A 19,190-nucleotide genomic window follows, 5' to 3' on the forward strand; every position below is an offset into this window, starting at 1 on the left:
TAACCGAACTGCGCCCTCAATTAAACCGCGAATTAATCTAGTCGTCTCGCGGGCATTATATCCCCGCGACCCGAATCCTGCCCCCCAAAGTTGTCTGCCAGCCCGGAATGACTATGCAAACTGAGATCGAGATAAAGTTTTTTGTCGCCAGCGACATTCAACCCGAGTTATCCAACCTGCTGAATTCTCTTGAGATTAAAGAATCGTCACAACAGCAGCTCGGCAACGTCTATTTCGATACGCCGACCCTGGCTCTGCGCCAGCTGGAGATGGGACTGCGGATCCGCCGCTGCGATGCCTTCGCCGAGCAGACCATCAAATGCCGTGGCCAGGTGGTGGGCGGCCTGCATGCCAGACCCGAGTACAACGCCCCAGTCAGCGGCGATCTGCCGACCCTCTCGGCCTTTCCCGATGAGATTTGGCCGACTCTGACCGAGCGTGACCACATTCAGCAGCAGCTGGTCGCCCAGTTTCGCACCGACTTCCTGCGCCGCCACTGGCTGATCGCCTTCGAGGGGACCGAGATTGAACTGGCCTGGGATCAGGGAGAGATAGTCGGCAGTCAGGGCAGCACCACCATCAACGAGCTGGAACTGGAGCTCAAATCCGGCGCGACCGCGGCGCTGTTTGCACTGGCCCGGCGCCTCGCCAGGATCGGCGGGCTGCGCCTTGGCGCCCAATCCAAGGCCCAGCGCGGCTATCGACTGGCTGGTCTTGGCAAACCGCTGGCCCTGCAGGCGCTGGTCGAACATGAAGGTATGGATGGCATAACGGGGGTAAGCGAAGGGCTGCGCCACTGGCAGCATCACGAGCAGCTCTGGCTGGAGCATCCTCAGGATAAAGGCATTCAACAGCAGGCACTCGCAGCCCTGTGCCAGGGGATCGATCTGGTCGCCCGCAGTGCGGCCACGCTGCCACAACCAGCGCCCTGGCTGCCCGCCCTGACCAACCTGCAAGCCCAATCGGACGAGCAAAACGAGTGGCCTGCCGAACTGGCCGATCTCTTCCTCTATCCGGCATATGTCGAGTTGCAGCTGGACATCGCCGCCTGGCTGCATCACGCAGCCTGAGTGGAGCGATGTCGTAAATAAAGGACAGAAACAAAAGCCAAAAACAAAACGGGTGAGCCTTGGCTCACCCGTTTTGCATTACAGCAGGTTGAGCTGCTGCATGGCGCTGCGAATGCGCTGGCGGGTCGCTTCCGACAGCGGCATCACCGGCAGTCGGCACTCCTCGCTACAGAAACCGAGCAGGGAAGCGGCATATTTGGCACCGGCCGGGCTTGGCTCGGCAAACATCGCCTGATGGAGCGGAATGAGCTTGTCTTGCAGCTCACGCGCTTCTTGCCACTTGCCGGCCAGCGTGAGGTTCTGCACCTCGGCCACCAGCTTGGGGGCCACGTTGGCGGTCACCGAGATACAGCCCTGACCCCCGCCGATATTGTAGGCCACAGCCGTGGAATCTTCACCGGAGAGCCAGGCGAAAGGCTTTTTGATCAGCTGGCGCTCGGTCCAGGGGCGCGCCAAGTCGCCGGTGGCATCTTTCACCCCGGCAATGCGCGGCAGCTCGGCCAGACGGGCCAGGGTCGCCGGTTGCACGTCAACGATGGCGCGCGGCGGGATGTTGTAGACAATGATCGGCTTGGCAGTGGCGTCGTGGACAGCCTTGAAGTGGTGGTAGAGTCCCTCCTGATTGGGACGGTTGTAGTAACCGGCCACATGCAGGGTGGCATCGGCGCCCACCCGCTCTGCATGGAGGGTGTACTCGATGGCTTCGACCGGATTGTTGGAACCCGCCCCGGCGATCACCGGAATACGGCCAGCGACCTGTTTGACCACCAGCTCCACCACCCGGCAGTGCTCGTCATGGGTCAGGGTCGGGCTTTCCCCCGTGGTGCCCACCGGCACAATGCCGTGAGTGCCCTGCTCGATATGCCACTCCACCAGACGCAGCAGCGCCTCTTCATCCAGCTGTCCCTGTCGAAACGGGGTGATCAACGCAACGATTGAACCTTGAAACATGGGATCTCCTTCTCCTAAATGACGCGCATATGGCAATAAAAAACCCCGGTACGATGTGCGCAACCGGGGTTTGAAGCTTCTCAGGGATGAGAGGTTACGCGCGAACGTCGGCAGGCCCGAATTTCAGGCTTTTTTTGTGCTTTCGTTTCAACCCGTTGAACCGCATTTCGTCATCTCTGGTCAAAAAATGGTGTCTGGGCATATTTCGGGAACACGGCATAAATGTCAAGGCGAAAGGGGCTATGTATAATGGCCGCCCAAAATTGCGTGGAGAGACCCGATGAGCAGCCCAATCAGTGCCGTCAGCCAGATGCTGGAACGAAACCAAGCCCTCTTTGTCGGCAAGCGGCTACTTGTCTGCGGCGCGCTGGAGGATGACTACCCCCGCCAGCTGGCGAGCCTGGCCCAGACCCTGACCGTCTTTACCACCGATTACTGCTACTACCGCAGCCAGCAGGCGGCCCTCGGCGAGGCCATTCTGTTCGACCACCAGCTAGGCGGAACGCCCCGCTTCGATGCCCTGTTACTGCTGATGCCCAAGGCGAAAGCCGAGGCACAATATCTGCTGGCCATGATGACCCCCTTGCTGGAAGCGGGTGCCGACCTGTTCCTCGCCGGTGAAAACCGCGGCGGCATCAATGGCGCCGACAAGCTGCTGGCCCCCTATGGCGAAAAGCCGATCAAGCGCGATTCGGCCCGCCGCTGCTCGCTCTATCACGGTGAGCTGAGCAAACCGGTCGCCCCGTTCGATCTGGATAGCTGGTTTGGCCGCTATCAGTGCAAGGCCGGTGATACTGAGCTGACCGTGCTGGCTCTGCCCGGCGTCTTCAGCGCCGCCGAGCTGGATCTCGGCACCCAGATGCTGCTGGCCGCGGTGCCGCCGATGAAGGGCGAGCTGCTCGATTTCGGCTGCGGCGCCGGGGTAATTGGGTCCGTGCTGGCCAAGCGCAATCCGGATCTGCAGGTGAACATGGTGGATATCAGCGCGCTGGCGCTCGAATCGAGCCGGCGTACCCTGGCGATCAACGGTCTGCAGGGCAAGGTCACCGCTTCCGATGTCTATTCGGATGTCTCCACCCGTTTCCAGCACATCGTCTCCAACCCGCCATTCCATGCGGGTCTCAAAACCTTCTATGCGGCAACCGAGCAGTTCCTGGCCAAGGCGCCGGAATTTTTGCTGCCAAATGGTTCGCTGACCATTGTTGCCAACGCCTTCTTGCGCTACCAGCCTATACTGGAGACACACTTCAAACGGACTGAAGTGATCAGCAGTGATGCCAAATTCAAGGTCTATCTGAGCAAAATGTAAATAAGTGTAAGCCGCACAATAAAACAGCTAGAGAGCGCCATCCGGCATCTGATAAGGTATTAAGCACACGATAAAAACCACCCCTTTAGGGGTGTTTTTATACCGAACATTGAAAACCTTTTCATGTTGTTCATTCAGGGAGAGAAATACGATGGCAGGCATTTTGACCATGATCCTGGCTGGTGGCGAAGGTACTCGCCTGCAGCCTCTGACCACTACCCGCAGCAAGCCTTCCGTCCCCTTCGGTGGCAGCTACCGGCTGATCGACTTTGTCCTCAACAACTTCGTCAACGCCGACTTTCTGCGCATCTATGTACTGACCCAATTCAAATCACAGTCCCTCTACCTGCACATGAAGAAGGGGTGGAATATCGTCGGCATCACCGACCGCTTTATCGACCCTATCCCGGCCCAGATGCGGATGGGCAAACGCTGGTATGACGGCACCGCCGACGCCATTTACCAGAACCTCGGCTTTATCGAGCGGGCCGAACCGGATCATGTCTGCATCTTCGGCTCCGACCACATCTACAAGATGGATGTGAGCCAGATGGTCACCTTCCACAAGCAGAAGAACGCCGCCATGACGGTCGCGGCCCTTCGCATGCCCATCGAAGAGGCGAGCGCCTTCGGGGTGATAGAGGTGGATACCGAAGGGCGGATGATCGGCTTTCAGGAAAAGCCGAAGCAGCCCAAGCACATTCCCGGCGATCCGACCCAGGCGCTGGTCTCCATGGGCAACTACATCTTCGAGACCGAAGCACTCTGCCGCGAGTTAAAACGGGATGCCGCGGAGGAGAACTCCAGCCACGACTTTGGCAAGGATGTGATCCCGAGCCTCTACCCACGTGCCCCCGTCTATGTCTATGACTACAGCACCAACGTCATCCCCGGCGAGAAACCGCACGTCTACTGGCGGGATGTGGGCACCCTCGACTCTTATTGGCAAGCGCACATGGACCTGGTGGCCGACAATCCCCCCTTCTCCCTCTATAACCGCAAGTGGCCCCTGCACACCCACTATCCGGCGCTGCCGCCTGCTACCTTCATCGACAGCGACGAGTGCAAGGTGAAGATCGCCAACTCGCTGATCTCCGCCGGTTGTTTCATTCAGGGCAGCCAGATCCAGCGATCCATCCTTGGTTTCCGCTGCAATATCGGCGCGTGCAGCCATATCAGTGAATCCGTGCTGCTGGGGGATGTAAAGATTGGTGAGGGGTGCTCCATCCGGCGCGCGATTATAGATAAAAATGTTGAAATTGCGCCCGGCACCGTTATCGGTGAAAATCTGGACCACGATAGAGAGCGATTTACCGTATCCGAAGGCGGTATCGTGGTGGTACCTAAGGGAGCAAGAGTTGGCTATTAACCCACTGAAAATCCTGTTTGTTGCCTCGGAAGTTGAGGGGCTGGTCAAGACCGGGGGCCTGGCCGATGTCGCCAGAGCCCTGCCGATGTACCTGGCCCAGAAGGGGCATGATGTCAGGATCATGCTCCCCTTCTACAAGACGATAAAGCGACGGGATGAGGCCAGACTGGTGGCGTCACGCTGGTTGCCAACCCACCCCGGGCTGCCGGATATCGGTTATCGCATCTACCAGATGGAGCTGGATGACGTCTGCGTCTATCTGCTCGATTGCCCGCAATATTTCGATCGCCCCCAGCTCTACGCCGAGAACAATCAGGCCTATCCGGATAATGGCGAGCGCTTTGCCTTCTTCTCGGCCGCAGCCCTCCATGCCTGCGAGCAGCTCGGCTTCGCCCCTGATATCGCCCACTGCAATGACTGGCACACCGGCCTGCTGCCACTGCTGCTGAAAACCCGTCACGCCCACAACCCCTTCTTCCAGCAAACCCGCAGCGTGATCAGCATTCACAACGCGGCGTTTCAGGGGGTGTTTGGCCGCGAGCAGTTCTGGGCCATGCCCGAGATCGCCGACTACGAACGCCGCATCAACTACGACTACGGCCACGTCAATCTGCTCAAATGCGGGGTGCTCTACGCCGACAAGATCAATGCGGTCAGTCCCAACTATGCCCAGGAGCTGCTGACTCACCTCGGCGCCCACGGCATGGCGCATATCTTCCAGCAGCGGGCGGCGGATCTCTGCGGCATACTCAACGGCTGCGACTACAAGGACTGGGATCCGGAGTTCGACGAATTCCTGCCTGCGACCTACAGCATCGACAACATGGCTGGCAAACAGATCTGCAAAGAGAGCCTGCAACAGGAAGCGGGGCTGGCCGTGGCGGACTTGCCCATCTACGGCATGGTTTGCCGCCTGACCGAGCAGAAGGGCGTTCCCCTGCTGCTCCCTGCGCTGGAGAAATTCCTCCACCATCAGGTACAAGTGGTGATCGTCGGCTCTGGCGATCCTGCGCTCGCCACGCAACTGCAAACCATGGCCCGGGATTATCCGGGCAAGCTCGCCTTCATCAACACCTATGACGATCGACTGGCTCATCTGGTCGAAGCCGGTGCCGACTTCTTCCTGATGCCCTCTCTGTTCGAGCCTTGCGGCCTCAACCAGATGTACAGTCTCGCCTATGGCACCCTGCCACTGGTGCGCGCCGTGGGTGGTCTGAAAGATACCGTGGTGGATTGGGATGCAGATCCCGAGCATGCCACCGGCTTCTGTTTTAACGATCCGACTGCCGCCATCCTGCTCGATACCATGCGCCGCAGCCTGCTCTATTTCCTGCAGGACAAAGAGCGTTTTGCCAAGGTGCAGCGCAATGCCATGAGTACCCGCTTCAACTGGCCTGACTCGGTCACCCAGTATGAACGGATGTATCAGAACGCATTGGGCCGTTACTGAATGCCAGACGTCAGCTAATTGCTGAAGTTTTGTACCCTTGGCGCAACTTTGGGCGTCAACAGCGAAAAAAGTCCCCTTTGGCTGTTGACGCTCCCCCAAAACTCTATAGAATCCCCCTCCGCAGTGATGCGAAGGTGGCGGAATTGGTAGACGCGCTAGCTTCAGGTGTTAGTGTCCCACGGATGTGAGGGTTCGAGTCCCTCTCTTCGCACCAATACTGCCATGCTGATTCAGCAGCATGTAAATCCAACTAGAAAACCCGAATGTGCGAAGGTGGCGGAATTGGTAGACGCGCTAGCTTCAGGTGTTAGTGCCCCCCGGGTGTGAGGGTTCGAGTCCCTCTCTTCGCACCATGCTTCTCCAGACAGCATGTAAATCAAAACTGGTAACACAATGTGCGAAGGTGGCGGAATTGGTAGACGCGCTAGCTTCAGGTGTTAGTGTCCCACGGATGTGAGGGTTCGAGTCCCTCTCTTCGCACCATGCTTTATCCAGACAGCATGTAAATCCAGACTGGAAACCCGAATGTGCGAAGGTGGCGGAATTGGTAGACGCGCTAGCTTCAGGTGTTAGTGCCCCCCGGGTGTGAGGGTTCGAGTCCCTCTCTTCGCACCATGCTTCTGACATGTAAAAACAGAGCAATGCGCTCCAACCGCATTTAAAAACCAGCTGGAGAAAATCAGTGTGCGAAGGTGGCGGAATTGGTAGACGCGCTAGCTTCAGGTGTTAGTGTCCCACGGATGTGAGGGTTCGAGTCCCTCTCTTCGCACCATTCATTACGCAAAAGGCCCATCACGAAAGTGATGGGCCTTTTGTTTTTACTCCTTGTTATGGCTATGCTTTTGACGACTCCCCGCTCATCGTCATGCCAAGGAACGCATATGATACTGGATACCGACATTCACAACTTTTACGAACATCTGGTGCTCAAGGAGATTGAGAAACAGGGGCTGCAGCAAAAGCTCAACAGCGATCAGATGGCCGACCTCTGCTGCCTCACCCTCAACCAGCTCCCCGCCCACTATATTCGCCACAATGTCGACATGATCTACTTCCTGACCGACGCCAAGCGCACCGAAATGGAGAAACTGGTGGTCGAATCGCTCAAGGTGGCACAGCAGAAGATCAAGCAGGCTCCCGTCAAAAGCTCATAACCAGGGCTGCTGCCAGAGCAGGGTAACGATACCGGTCAACTCGGCCACTGGCAGCAAGATCAAGGCGGGCCGCAATCCAGGCTCCAGCATCACCCAGGCAGCCAGCAGAAAACCTACACTCCAGGTGCCGTACTCTTTATCCTGACCCCATGCGAGTACGGCCACCGCCACCAGCAACATCATACCCCGCAATATCCAGCGCATTGTTTTCTCCCCAACCAACAATTGATAATAATTATCATCTTCATCTGCTGGGGATGCAAGTGGCGTCACAGACAAGCTTCGTATGTGACCCTTTGTGTCAACAGGCCGCTCAAAAACGGGTTATGAGATCAACTAATTTGTGATTTTTTCAATCAAATGTGCATTTTTGCCAATTTGATGGGGCTTTAACCCGCCGGGTTTGTGGTAGATTGCGGCCTCTTTTTGGGTTGCCTCCTCGGGATCGATGTATCCACAGGACGAGAGGGAGTGACCTTGGCGAGCAAGAGTTTAGGAAGTATCTATGCAAAACCAACAAAACCACATCCGACTACCGGGCATGGCACAGGTGTTTGCCTGTCTGGCCATTTTCCTGGCCCTGGCATTCTCGTTCACCAGCGTGCTCGATCTGCCGATCCAGCTGGCGTTGTTCATCGCCTGGTTCGTCATCATGGGGCTTGGCATCAAACTCGGCCACGATTACAAATCCCTGGAACAGGCAGCCGTTGACGGCGTTGCCAAGGGAATGGGGGCCATCCTGATCCTGGTCTCCGTCGGTGCTCTGGTCGGCACCTGGATTGCCGGTGGCATAGTCCCCAGCATCATCTACTTCGGCCTCAAGGTGATTCACCCGTCCATCTTCCTGCTGGCAACCTTGATCATCTGCTCCCTGACCTCGCTGGCCACCGGCACTTCCTGGGGCTCTGCTGCCACGGCCGGCATCGCCATGATGGGGATCGGCCACAGCCTCGGCGTGCCTGCGCCGCTGGTAGCCGGTGCCGTGCTCTCCGGCGTCTACTTCGGTGACAAGCTCTCTCCGCTCTCCGACTCAGTAGTGCTGGCTTCGACCATGTCCAACGTCGACGTGGTGGAACATATCAAGGGGATGCTGCCCATCAGCCTGCTCTCCTATGTCATCACTGCCGTGCTATTCACCGTAGTGGGCATGCAGTATTCGGGCAACGTCAGCCTAGAGCAGGTCAATCTGGTGATGGAGGCGCTCGACAACCAGTTCAACATTACCCCACTGGCCATAGTACCGGTGGTGCTGGTACTGGGCCTGTTGGCCAATCGCAAGCCCGCCTTCCCGGTGATCAGCTTCGGCGCCCTGCTTGGCCTGATCTGGGCCATCGCCTTCCAGGGCATGGATCCGGTCAAAGCAATGCACTCGGCTTATAGTCCGTTTGCCATCACCTCCGGCATCGATTTTATCGACAACATTCTCGGGCGCGGCGGCATGGAGTCCATGCTGGGCTCGGTCGCGGTCATCATCTTCGGTCTCGGGTTTGGCGGCCTGCTGGAGAAGGTCGGCATTCTGGAAGTGATCGCCAGCGCCTTCGAGAAGCGCATCAACAGCGTCGGCAGCCTGACCAGCCACACCATCGGTACTGCGTTTCTGGCCAACGTGTTTGGCTCGGCCATGTATGTGTCACTGATCCTGACCCCCAAGATCATGGCCAAAAACTACGACCGACTGGGACTGGCGCGCAAGAACCTCTCTCGCAACGCCGAGTTTGGCGGCACCCTCACCTGCGGCATGGTGCCCTGGAGCGACAACGGCATCTTCATGGCCGGGGTTCTGGGGGTAGCAACCCTCGACTACCTGCCCTACATGTGGCTGAGCTTCACCTGCATCATTGTGACCATCACCCTCGCCTACATGGGCAAGGCAGTGAACCGGATCCCGCTGGTCGCGGCGGCAAGCTCCCGCTAAGCCATTCTGCAAACAACAAAGGCGCCATCGAGGCGCCTTTGTTGTTTCAGAGAAATGCTGTTTGATGGAGGCACTGAGCACCACAAACAAAAACAGCCCTCGTTGCCGAGAGCCGTTTCATCAGACCGATATGCCGATCAGATGGAGAAGCTGGAGCCACAGCCACAGGTCGTGGTGGCATTGGGGTTGGTCACGGTAAAGCGTGAACCCTCCAGGCCCTCGGTGTAATCCACGCTGCCGCCTACCAGATATTGCAGGCTCATGGGATCGATCACCATGGTGACGCCATTCTTCTCGACTACGGTGTCCCCGTCGTTGATCTTCTCATCAAAGGTAAAGCCATACTGGAAACCGGAGCAGCCCCCACCCGTGATGTATACCCGCAGCTTCAGCTCGGGATTCTCTTCCTCGGTGATCAGGTTCTTCACCTTGTTGGCCGCCGCATCCGTCATCTGGATGGGCAGCGGGGCTTCTGCTACTGCACTCATTACTGACCTCACAACCATTAGATCCACAAACATGGAAACCGCGAAATTATCCAATACCCGACCATTCAGTTCAAGTATTCACCACGTTTAACCGGCAGCGGGAACCGGAGCAGGCGGTGCGGCGACCAGCGGCTTGATCACCTCGCCCCACTCAACCAGCAGCTCTTGCGCCGGTTGCCTGCCATCCTTGTTGATGGTGACATGGATCCGATCCGGCACAAAGCCTTCCGGCAACTGCCAATTCCCTTCCAGCAGCTGGAAATAACGCAGGGCATAACGCCACTCGCTCACCTTCATTCCGAGATCGCGACCGGTCAGCGTCTTCGGCTTGTCGGCCAGGCTCCCCTCGACCCGGATCTGCACCTGACCACGGAACAGCTCCCGCTTTTTGGCGGGCTGGGTCAGGGCTAGACGGTAGTGGTAACGACCGGGAATGCTGGTCTCCTGCAGGGTCAGGTTGTCGATCACCACCCCCACCTGTTCGCCGGTGGGGCGCATGATCCGCTCGAAAAAGGCCAGCTGGCGCTTGAGCTCCTGCACCTGCGCCTCCTGACTCTTCAGGGTGATCTGCAACTGCTCGAAGGCCGCTTTCTGGGTCGCCAGCTGGGTATCTTTCACCCCCAATTCGGTCTTGAGCTGGCCGATGGCCTTGCCCTGACGATCCAGCGTCTCCTGCTGTACCACCAACAGACTGCTCTGGGCCAGCTCCTGACGGTTACCGACAAAGTAACCAATGAGCCCGCCAATGGCTAACACGACCAATAACTTCAATAGATTGGACATAGCCCCTCATCCCGTTATCACGCCATTTACGGCAGCGCCTCTCCCTTCACTATACCGCCCTGACCGGGGTCACAGGCGATAAAGGGAAAAATTAACTGGCCGTGGCGCTGCCATCACCCCGCTTTTGACGCGCGGCGAGCCGTAAAGTTCGCTCCAGGATCTGAGAATAGATGGGTCGGCCACCCAGCCACTGGGCAACCAGAGTCGCACCGACCGTGGTGATCATCATCGGCAGGATCAGCTGATAGTTGTCGGTCATCTCGGTGACCAGCACGATGCCCGTGATGGGAGCACGCACTGTGGCAGCAAACAGCGCCCCCATCCCTGCAATGGCAAAAGCGCCGGGCTCGATGCCAAGCTCCGGAAACGCCGCATGAAACAGATGGCCAAACACCACGCCAAACAGGGTGCCCAACGCCAGGGTCGGTGCAAATACCCCGCCCGGGGCACCGGAGCAGAAGCAGATGAGGGTCGCAACCAGCCGCACCGAGAAAATGAGGAACAGGGTCGCCATCGCATACTCATCCCCCATCAGATGAGGAATAAGCTCTGTGCCGCCGCCGGTCACCGAGGGGGCAAACAGCGACAGCACGCCAAACGTTCCGGCGACCAGCATGCCGATGGCCACGAAACGGTGGCGCTTGTTCTGATGCAACGCCAGATAGCCATCCTGACAGGCCAGCACCAGCTTGTTGAAGACAAAACCGAGCACCCCGAAGGTGGCCCCCATAAAGAGGAACAGCCAGAGCGCCTTGAGGGCGGGCGCATCGTAATGGGGCAAGGTGATCACCGCCCCCTGCCCTTTCATGTTCTGCAGCATCAGGGTCGCCATGATGGCGGAGATCCCCACCGCCTTGATGGCCAGAAAGGAGTAGCGAAACTGCGGCCGCATCTCCTCCATCACGAACAGGATGCCCGCCAGCGGCGCATTGAAGGCTGCCGCCAGACCGCCCGCCGCACCGGCGGCCAACAGGGCATGACCATGCTCCTTGGGCAACCGGAAGATATCCGCCACCATCTTGCCGAGGTTGCCGCCGATCTGTACCGAAGGCCCCTCCCGCCCCAGCACCATGCCGGAACTCAGGGTGCAGATGCCGCCGAAGAACTTGACCGGCAACACCCGCCACCACCGAACCGGGCGCAGATCGTCCATCGCCCCCTCGATCTCGGGAATGCCGGAACCACCCGCTTCCGGGGCAAAGGTATGAGTGAGGAAGTAACCGACAAATCCCAGCAAGGCGCTGAAGCCAAAGCCGAGCAGACCGAGCTGCCACCAGGGACGGTCTGCCAGCAAGGCGATGCGTTGTTCTGCCAGCCAGTGGACTCCTGATTCGAACAGGCCGCACACCAGTCCGGCCAGGGTGCCGACCAGCGCCGCCAGCAGCAGCACCAGCAAGGGCATCTTGTCTTGCCGGATAATGCGGGAAAGCGGCCCCCGCGAAGAGGTATCGGCTTCAGAGGAGAGAGCTTGTTGCGCCATCTTGTTACACCAACTTGGAAAAACCATATCGTCAGCTAGCTGAGATCAGGATCACCCGGCGCGTTGCTCGGCTGCCCAGGGCTGGGGCTTTCTGCTATAGTCGGCCCGTTAAATTTTTGTCACGGGAGCAGACCGAGAGTCCGGGTGGCGAGAGCGCAAAGCATACTCCTGATGCTCCGGCCTGCCGAGTCTCAATCGGCTGCAATCCCTTGTGTGACGACCAAAATCCCATTAAGGATGATCCATGTCAAAATCAGATCAGCTGTTTGAACAGGCCCGCCAGACCATTCCGGGCGGCGTCAACTCACCGGTCCGCGCCTTCAATGGGGTCGGCGGCACACCCCGCTTCATCGATCACGCCGATGGCGCCTACCTCTATGACGTGGACGGCCAGGCCTACGTTGATTACATCGGTTCCTGGGGCCCCATGCTGCTGGGTCACAACCACCCGGCCATCAAGGCTGCCGTCATCAAGGCTGTCGAGAAAGGGCTGAGCTACGGCGCCCCCACCGAGATCGAAGTACTGATGGCCGAAAAGGTACGCCAGATCGTCCCCTCCATGGAGCAGGTGCGGATGGTCAACTCCGGCACCGAGGCGACCATGAGCGCCATCCGGCTGGCCCGCGGCTACACCGGCCGCGACAAGATCGTCAAATTCGAAGGCTGCTACCACGGCCACGCCGACTCCCTGCTGGTCAAGGCCGGCTCCGGCGCCCTTACCCTGGGTCAACCCAACAGCCCGGGCGTGCCGGCCGACTTTGCCAAGCACACCCTCACCTGCGTGTTCAACGATCTGGACTCGGTGCGCGAGGCCTTCAGCCAGTACGGCAGCGAGATCGCCTGCATCATCGTCGAGCCGGTGGCCGGCAACATGAACTGCATCCCGCCGGTGCCCGGTTTCCTGGAAGGGCTGCGCACCATCTGTGACGAATTCGGCGCCCTGCTGATCCTGGACGAGGTGATGACGGGTTTTCGCGTCTCCCTGCGCGGCGCCCAAGGCCACTACAACATCGATCCGGATCTCACCACCCTCGGCAAGATCATCGGTGCCGGCATGCCGGTCGGCGCCTTCGGCGGCAAGAAGAAGGTGATGCAGCACATCGCCCCGACCGGCCCGGTCTATCAGGCCGGCACTCTCTCCGGCAACCCGGTGGCCATGGCCGCCGGCCTCACCATGCTGGATCTGCTGCTGGAGCCGGGCCTCTATGAACAGCTGAGCGACAAGACCGCCCGGGTTGCCGAAGGGTTCAAAGCCGCCGCCGCCAAACACGGTATCCCGCTCGCCATCAACTACGTGGGCGGCATGTTCGGCTTCTTCTTTACCGACGAGACCGAGATCACCCGCTATGAGCAGGTGACCCGCTGCGACATGGAGCGCTTCAAGCGCTTCTATCACCTGATGCTGGAAGAGGGCGTCTATCTGGCGCCGAGCGCCTACGAGGCGGGCTTCCTGTCGCTGGCTCACGGCGACAAGGAGATCGAACATACCCTGGCTGCCGCTGAGCGCAGCTTCGCCAAGCTGGCTGGCTAAATCGCCGCTGGTTGTCGCAAAGGGCCCGTCACGGGCCCTTTTCTATTGCAGTGCCTTCATCACCAGACAGGGCATCGATACGCCCAGTTCTGGTGCACTACCCCCTCGTCATCCGTCGTTTTGTCATCCTCTGGTGCAACTTGCCCCGCCATCTCTGTCATAAAGCAGGCCCACTATTTGCACATTCACCAAAAGATCCCACGTCACCGAGGTCCATATGGCAGAGATGAGCCCCATCGATGTGCTGCGGCGCTATCAGGAGTATCAGGAGGAGTTGACCCCGCTACTGCAGGGGCTGCTCAGCGCCCCCCTTGTCTCGCTCAAGGGGTATCCCTTTGTGGTCAGCATTGACCATTATCAGGGGCCGATGTGCATCCAGCCTGCGGCACCGGCCGCCCATAACCGGTTGCACCTTATCGTGCAGGGGCAAGGACGGGAGATCACCGTCTGTCTGAATCAGCTGATTGGCTGGTTGATGGGGGACAGGGAGCGCCGCCGCGCCATGCCCTGGTTCAAGGCGGTCTATGTGGTGCTCAGCATGGCGCTGTTTTTGATCGTCGCTACCCTGATCTGGCACGGGCTGGAGCAGCTCTACCAGCTGTTGTGCGGCGAGCAGCAGAACCAGCTCGGCGCCTTTAGCGCCATCATCTTTCTGACGCTGGCACTGGCGGTGTTCGATCTGGGCAAGACCATTCTGGAAGAGGAGGTATTGCTGCATAAGGATATCTTCCGCCACAGCGCCATTCGCCGTACCATCACCCGCTTTATCGCCGCCATTCTGATCGCGGTCTCCATCGAGGGGCTGTTACTGCTGTTCAAGGGTTCGCTCGGCCAGAGCGAGCTGCTCTGGCCAGCGGTCGGAGTGATGGGGTGTGCGGTGGGTTTGCTGCTGGCGCTTGGCCTCTATGTTTTTCTGGGGGCCAAGGCCGAAGCGGCACTGGTACAGGCTAGCCTGCGCTCTCCACCGTCAGCTGCACAGGGGAGCGACGCGCCGCCCGCCAGGAGGCGTACATGGTCCAGGAGGTATAGATGACGATAAAGGCAACCAGCCACTTCAGCATCTCCATATCCATGGATTTGACCAGCATGGCGGCCAGCACCACACCGATGGGACCGAAGATGGCTACCGCCAGCACCGCCTTGGCATCGAATGCCCCTTTACGGATAAAGGTACCCGCCGAGAAGACGCTGAGCACGGCGGTGGAGCCCATCATGATGGGAAACGCCGCCAGCGGATTCATGCCGAGCAGATAGACCAGGGTCATGCAGGGGGCGAACAGGCCTATGCCCACGTTCATCAGCACACCGAAGAGGAAGTTGCCGGCGAGCGCTATCCCGAGCTTGTAACCGGTCAGCCCCATGGCATCGCCACCGAGGGGGAACAGCCCCAGCAGGCCGGCGAAGATGAGGCCGGCCACCACCAGCAGGGAGACCGCCATCACCAGCCGGATGGTCTGGCGATCGAACGAGGCGACGTGGCGCGCCCCCCAGGCCGCGCCGGCAGCGGCGGCCACCATCATGCTGATCAGCGTCAGCGGCTCCACTGCGACTGCGCCGACGAAGATCAGCGACTGAGTCACGGTCGGCAGCACGCACTGCCCATTTAGGGTACCCGGCAGCACCCGATCATCGATCAGCTTGAACTGCTTGTAGCAGGCGGTCTTTACCGCAAAGCTGCCCACCCCCAGGGTATCGAGGAAGTTGGCAACCCCACCGATCAACGCCACCGGCCAGAAGGGGGTCGCCTCAAAGGATCCACTCTGCTTCTTCCACCAGCAGGCTTGCACCAGCATAAAGATGAATACGAGGCCTCCGGCTATAAAAACCAGCCGTAAAATATCAACTAACATAGGGGTTTCTCCTGCAACGGGCGGCGATTCTAAGGCAAGCAGCAGAAAAAATCTTGACCGGAATTAAGCAATGCTCACGACACACCTCTGCGAGGCGAAATATTTATCAATAGACTCCGAACGGCTCTGCTAATACTTGTTACTGAGGCCAACAGGCCGGGTCCTGAGCACGTTGTTATGGTCCTTTCGCGACGACCACTTGTGCCAAAGGACATAATAAAAAAGAGGGCCGGTAGTGATACCGACCCTCTTTCTATTTCTGACCGAGGCGCTGGGCCCTCGACCATGACAACCGCTTATTGAATGCTCTTGCCGGCACGCACGTCCTTGATAAACCCCTTCAGGCTGGCCAGATCACGGGGGGCACCGCGCAGGATCTGATCACCGATGATGAAGGCCGGGGTACCGGAGATACCGAGCGCTTCAGCCAGCGCACGGTTGGTACCGAGGTTCTGGTCAATGCTGCCATCCTTGATCTTGGCCTCCACCTTGCTCCAGTCTACACCGGCCGCCACAGCCAACTGCTTGACCTGTGCTTCATCAGCGAGCGGGCCCTGATGGCTATAGAGCTTCTCGTGGAACGCCTGGTACTTGTCAGGCTGACCCAGCTGGACCGCCAGCGCAGCACGGGCGGCGAAGTAGGAGGACTCGCTCAGAATGGGGAACTGCTTGTAGATGTAACGGATATCTTTATCTTCCGCCATCAGCTGCTTGACCAGCGGATGGGCCCGCTTGCAGTAACCGCAGTTGTAATCGAAAAACTCCACAATGGTCAGAGATGCCTTCGGATTCCCCATCTCGGGATCCTGATTGGCATAAAGCTGCTTGGAGTGAGCCTTGATCAGTGCCTTGTCACTCTCGGCCTGCTGGCTCTCCTGCTTGGCACGCAGGGCATTGGACATCTCGACCAGGATCTCGGGATTCTTGACCAGATAGTCGCGAACGATTTGCTCGACATCGCTTTTGGTCAGCTCGCTTGCATGTACTGGCGTCGCCAGCAGGGTCACGCCAGCCAGCGCGCAAAACAGGGCATTTTTAATAGTCATAACGTTATCTTGCAGAGGATATGATAGAGGCCACTATAGTGGTTGAGTCTGTTTTCAAGTCAAGCTATCTGGCCAAAAAAGCGCTTGATGCGCCCTGATTGCCACTTTTTCATGTCATTTCGCGCAATTAACCAGCAATCAAACCGGACAGGGATTTACAAGCCGGATCAGCATGGTAATATTCGCCGCACTGCTGCGGAGGGGTGGCAGAGCGGCTGAATGCACCGGTCTTGAAAACCGGCGATGGGCGACCATCCGTGGGTTCAAATCCCACCTCCTCCGCCATTTATACCGAGCCCATGCAACCATGTTGCGTGGGCTTTTTATTTGCCTGCGATTTGCCACTCCTCATAGATCTCAACACATTAGTCTTCTTCAACTCCTTTCTTGATCTTCTCACCTGTGGGCTCAACAGCTTCCACAAGATCACCTATCAACTTCGAACCTCTGCGCTCCTGCGGGTATCCCTTCCAATTTCCCTATTACCCCAAACCCAACGCTGCGCCCCCTGTACCTGCGTGTTAGCACAGCCAACACACTCTCTGGCATAACGTCAGTGGGTGATTAACAAAGTCATGGACAAGCAGAGGGCTCAAAAAGAAAGACTTCAGCTAACACAAGACGCAGATGCCCAGGAAAAAACGCATGCAAGAGATCATAGCGTACAGGCGAGCATAGGATTCGTGGGTCATGACTACGCCAGAGCCACCATACAGTACCCAGCGGTTCAGTGAAGAAAGAGTACCAAGCGGAACATCAAGCTATTTGTGGAACCAGAAAGCAGCGGCGAGTAAGGATAAAAACAGAGGAAGGGAGATAGGGCAGGTCAACAATCAGGCTATTTGCTGAATTGCAGGCAATAAAAAACCCCGCTCATCGAGCGGGGTTCCTTGTATTGGATGCCTGGCAGTGTCCTACTCTCGCATGGCGAATGCCACACTACCATCGGCGCTACCGCGTTTCACTTCTGAGTTCGGCATGGGATCAGGTGGTTCCACGGCGCTATGGCCGCCAGGCAAATTCTTAATCTAGAAAGCTGACGTGAATAACGACTAGGTCATTATCACTGAATTAGTAGTTCGCTTGGTATCTGTTACAAGCCTTAGAACACTTCTTGGGTGTTGTATGGTTAAGCCTCACGGGTAATTAGTATGGGTTAGCTCAACACATCACTGCGCTTACACACCCCACCTATCAACGTTGTGGTCTCCAACGGCCCTTTAGGACCCTCAAGGGGTCAGGGATGACTCATCTCAGGGCTCGCTTCCCGCTTAGATGCTTTCAGCGGTTATCGATTCCGAACTTAGCTACCGGGCAGTGCCACTGGCGTGACAACCCGAACACCAGAGGTTCGTTCACTCCGGTCCTCTCGTACTAGGAGCAACTCCCTTCAATCATCCAACGCCCACGGCAGATAGGGACCGAACTGTCTCACGACGTTCTGAACCCAGCTCGCGTACCACTTTAAATGGCGAACAGCCATACCCTTGGGACCGACTTCAGCCCCAGGATGTGATGAGCCGACATCGAGGTGCCAAACACCGCCGTCGATATGAACTCTTGGGCGGTATCAGCCTGTTATCCCCGGAGTACCTTTTATCCGTTGAGCGATGGCCCTTCCATTCAGAACCACCGGATCACTATGACCTACTTTCGTACCTGCTCGACCTGTCCGTCTCGCAGTTAAGCTGGCTTATGCCATTGCACTAACCTCCTGATGTCCGACCAGGATTAGCCAACCTTCGTGCTCCTCCGTTACTCTTTGGGAGGAGACCGCCCCAGTCAAACTACCCACCAGGCACTGTCCGCGAGCCCGATTCAGGGCCCTGCGTTAGAACATCAAACATACAAGGGTGGTATTTCAAGGACGGCTCCAGCGCAACTGGCGTCACGCCTTCAAAGCCTCCCACCTATCCTACACATGTAGGTTCAATGTTCAGTGCCAAGCTGTAGTAAAGGTTCACGGGGTCTTTCCGTCTAGCCGCGGGTACACCGCATCTTCACGGCGAATTCGATTTCACTGAGTCTCGGGTGGAGACAGCATGGCCATGGTTACACCATTCGTGCAGGTCGGAACTTACCCGACAAGGAATTTCGCTACCTTAGGACCGTTATAGTTACGGCCGCCGTTTACCGGGGCTTCGATCAAGAGCTTCGCTTGCGCTAACCCCATCAATTAACCTTCCGGCACCGGGCAGGTGTCACACCCTATACGTCCACTTTCGTGTTTGCAGAGTGCTGTGTTTTTGATAAACAGTCCCAGCCATCTGGTCACTGCGACTCCCAACTGCTCCATCCGCAAGGGACTTCACTGTCAGGAGCGAACCTTCTCCCGAAGTTACGGTTCTATTTTGCCTAGTTCCTTCACCCGAGTTCTCTCAAGCGCCTTGGTATTCTCTACCCGACCACCTGTGTCGGTTTGGGGTACGATGACTTGTAATCTGAAGCTTAGAGGCTTTTCCTGGAAGCAGGGCATCAATGGCTTCCACACCGTAGTGTGTTCGTCTCGTGTCTCAGTGTTGTGTCTCCGGATTTGCCTGGAAACACCACCTACGCACTTTCACCAGGACAACCGTCGCCTGGCCCACCTAGCCTTCTCCGTCCCCCCATCGCAATTACAAGTCGTGCAGGAATATTAACCTGCTTCCCATCGACTACGCCTTTCGGCCTCGCCTTAGGGGTCGACTCACCCTGCCCCGATTAACGTTGGACAGGAACCCTTGGTCTTCCGGCGAGGAGGCTTTTCACCCCCTTTATCGTTACTTACGTCAGCATTCGCACTTCTGATATCTCC

At 58.0% G+C, this 19,190-nt stretch carries 15 protein-coding genes, 6 tRNA genes and 2 rRNA genes (1 of these 23 only partly in view); 14 read left to right on the top strand and 9 right to left on the bottom strand.

Annotation, left to right across the window (positions count from 1 at the left end; translation table 11 throughout):
* Window positions 1-113: 113 nt before the first annotated feature.
* Entirely contained in the window at window positions 114-1,070 is a 957-nt protein-coding gene (locus I6L34_RS08010) for an inorganic triphosphatase (RefSeq protein ID WP_058058564.1), read from the top strand.
* Between the two features lie 78 nt (window positions 1,071-1,148).
* Here the strand turns inward: I6L34_RS08010 and dapA are convergent, their stop codons facing one another.
* A complete protein-coding gene (dapA, locus tag I6L34_RS08015; RefSeq protein ID WP_058058563.1) occupies window positions 1,149-2,021 on the bottom strand; it encodes a 4-hydroxy-tetrahydrodipicolinate synthase in 873 nt (290 codons plus the stop codon).
* Window positions 2,022-2,301: 280 nt separating this feature from the next.
* Between dapA and rsmC the strand changes: the two genes are divergently transcribed.
* The 9 genes from rsmC to I6L34_RS08060 all read left to right on the top strand — a co-directional run bounded on the left by rsmC (window position 2,302) and on the right by I6L34_RS08060 (window position 7,303).
* On the top strand, window positions 2,302-3,330 hold the full coding sequence (gene rsmC / locus I6L34_RS08020) for a 16S rRNA (guanine(1207)-N(2))-methyltransferase RsmC (protein WP_216956489.1): 1,029 nt from the start codon (window positions 2,302-2,304) through the stop codon (window positions 3,328-3,330).
* Window positions 3,331-3,481: 151 nt separating this feature from the next.
* Window positions 3,482-4,699: a glucose-1-phosphate adenylyltransferase gene (gene glgC / locus I6L34_RS08025; RefSeq protein ID WP_005357829.1), complete on the top strand. Its 1,218-nt coding sequence runs from the start codon at window positions 3,482-3,484 to the stop codon at window positions 4,697-4,699.
* On the top strand, window positions 4,689-6,149 hold the full coding sequence (gene glgA, locus I6L34_RS08030) for a glycogen synthase GlgA (protein ID WP_167558241.1): 1,461 nt from the start codon (window positions 4,689-4,691) through the stop codon (window positions 6,147-6,149). The genes glgC and glgA overlap by 11 nt, the downstream gene beginning before the upstream one ends.
* A gap of 128 nt (window positions 6,150-6,277) precedes the next feature.
* Window positions 6,278-6,363 (top strand) — tRNA-Leu (locus I6L34_RS08035).
* Window positions 6,364-6,416: 53 nt separating this feature from the next.
* Window positions 6,417-6,502, top strand: a tRNA-Leu gene (locus tag I6L34_RS08040).
* 44 nt (window positions 6,503-6,546) lie between these two features.
* Window positions 6,547-6,632: transfer RNA gene (locus I6L34_RS08045), tRNA-Leu, on the top strand.
* A gap of 46 nt (window positions 6,633-6,678) precedes the next feature.
* Window positions 6,679-6,764, top strand: a tRNA-Leu gene (locus I6L34_RS08050).
* A 71-nt stretch (window positions 6,765-6,835) separates the two neighbouring features.
* Window positions 6,836-6,921, top strand: a tRNA-Leu gene (locus I6L34_RS08055).
* 109 nt (window positions 6,922-7,030) lie between these two features.
* A complete protein-coding gene (locus tag I6L34_RS08060; protein WP_005343036.1) occupies window positions 7,031-7,303 on the top strand; it encodes a late competence development ComFB family protein in 273 nt (90 codons plus the stop codon).
* On the opposite strand, the gene I6L34_RS08065 is transcribed toward I6L34_RS08060, so the two are convergent.
* Window positions 7,298-7,507 (bottom strand): hypothetical protein, encoded by a 210-nt coding sequence (locus I6L34_RS08065; RefSeq protein ID WP_216956492.1) that lies wholly within the window; start codon window positions 7,505-7,507, stop codon window positions 7,298-7,300. The genes I6L34_RS08060 and I6L34_RS08065 overlap by 6 nt on opposite strands.
* Window positions 7,508-7,808: 301 nt before the next feature.
* Here I6L34_RS08065 and nhaC point away from each other — a divergent pair, with 301 nt between their 5' ends.
* Complete coding sequence (gene nhaC, locus I6L34_RS08070; RefSeq protein ID WP_005357819.1) at window positions 7,809-9,218, top strand: Na+/H+ antiporter NhaC; 1,410 nt, start codon at window positions 7,809-7,811, stop codon at window positions 9,216-9,218.
* 137 nt (window positions 9,219-9,355) lie between these two features.
* On the opposite strand, the gene erpA is transcribed toward nhaC, so the two are convergent.
* The 3 genes from erpA to clcA all read right to left on the bottom strand — a co-directional run bounded on the left by erpA (window position 9,356) and on the right by clcA (window position 11,969).
* Window positions 9,356-9,706 (bottom strand): iron-sulfur cluster insertion protein ErpA, encoded by a 351-nt coding sequence (gene erpA, locus I6L34_RS08075; RefSeq protein ID WP_005340225.1) that lies wholly within the window; start codon window positions 9,704-9,706, stop codon window positions 9,356-9,358.
* Between the two features lie 87 nt (window positions 9,707-9,793).
* On the bottom strand, window positions 9,794-10,489 hold the full coding sequence (locus I6L34_RS08080; RefSeq protein ID WP_058058560.1) for a DUF6776 family protein: 696 nt from the start codon (window positions 10,487-10,489) through the stop codon (window positions 9,794-9,796).
* 91 nt (window positions 10,490-10,580) lie between these two features.
* A complete protein-coding gene (clcA, locus tag I6L34_RS08085; protein WP_040067313.1) occupies window positions 10,581-11,969 on the bottom strand; it encodes a H(+)/Cl(-) exchange transporter ClcA in 1,389 nt (462 codons plus the stop codon).
* Between the two features lie 244 nt (window positions 11,970-12,213).
* On the opposite strand from clcA, the gene hemL reads away from it, so the two are divergent.
* Together hemL and I6L34_RS08095 are read left to right on the top strand one after the other, a co-directional pair.
* Entirely contained in the window at window positions 12,214-13,500 is a 1,287-nt protein-coding gene (gene hemL, locus I6L34_RS08090) for a glutamate-1-semialdehyde 2,1-aminomutase (RefSeq protein WP_216956495.1), read from the top strand.
* A gap of 217 nt (window positions 13,501-13,717) precedes the next feature.
* Entirely contained in the window at window positions 13,718-14,533 is an 816-nt protein-coding gene (locus tag I6L34_RS08095) for a hypothetical protein (RefSeq protein ID WP_216956498.1), read from the top strand.
* Here the strand turns inward: I6L34_RS08095 and I6L34_RS08100 are convergent.
* Window positions 14,448-15,350 (bottom strand): sulfite exporter TauE/SafE family protein, encoded by a 903-nt coding sequence (locus I6L34_RS08100; RefSeq protein ID WP_216956500.1) that lies wholly within the window; start codon window positions 15,348-15,350, stop codon window positions 14,448-14,450. The two genes, I6L34_RS08095 and I6L34_RS08100, sit on opposite strands and share 86 nt — an antisense overlap.
* Before the next feature lie 296 nt (window positions 15,351-15,646).
* On the bottom strand, window positions 15,647-16,396 hold the full coding sequence (locus I6L34_RS08105) for a DsbA family protein (RefSeq protein WP_005340211.1): 750 nt from the start codon (window positions 16,394-16,396) through the stop codon (window positions 15,647-15,649).
* Window positions 16,397-16,593: 197 nt separating this feature from the next.
* Here I6L34_RS08105 and I6L34_RS08110 point away from each other — a divergent pair.
* Window positions 16,594-16,681, top strand: a tRNA-Ser gene (locus I6L34_RS08110).
* 616 nt (window positions 16,682-17,297) lie between these two features.
* Here the strand turns inward: I6L34_RS08110 and rrf are convergent.
* A 5S ribosomal RNA gene (rrf, locus tag I6L34_RS08115) occupies window positions 17,298-17,412 on the bottom strand.
* A gap of 109 nt (window positions 17,413-17,521) precedes the next feature.
* Window positions 17,522-19,190 (bottom strand): 23S ribosomal RNA (locus I6L34_RS08120) (it continues 1,221 nt past the right edge of the window).

This window comes from Aeromonas sp. FDAARGOS 1404, assembly GCF_019047085.1.
In the GTDB taxonomy this organism is placed as follows: Bacteria; Pseudomonadota; Gammaproteobacteria; order Enterobacterales; family Aeromonadaceae; genus Aeromonas; species Aeromonas veronii.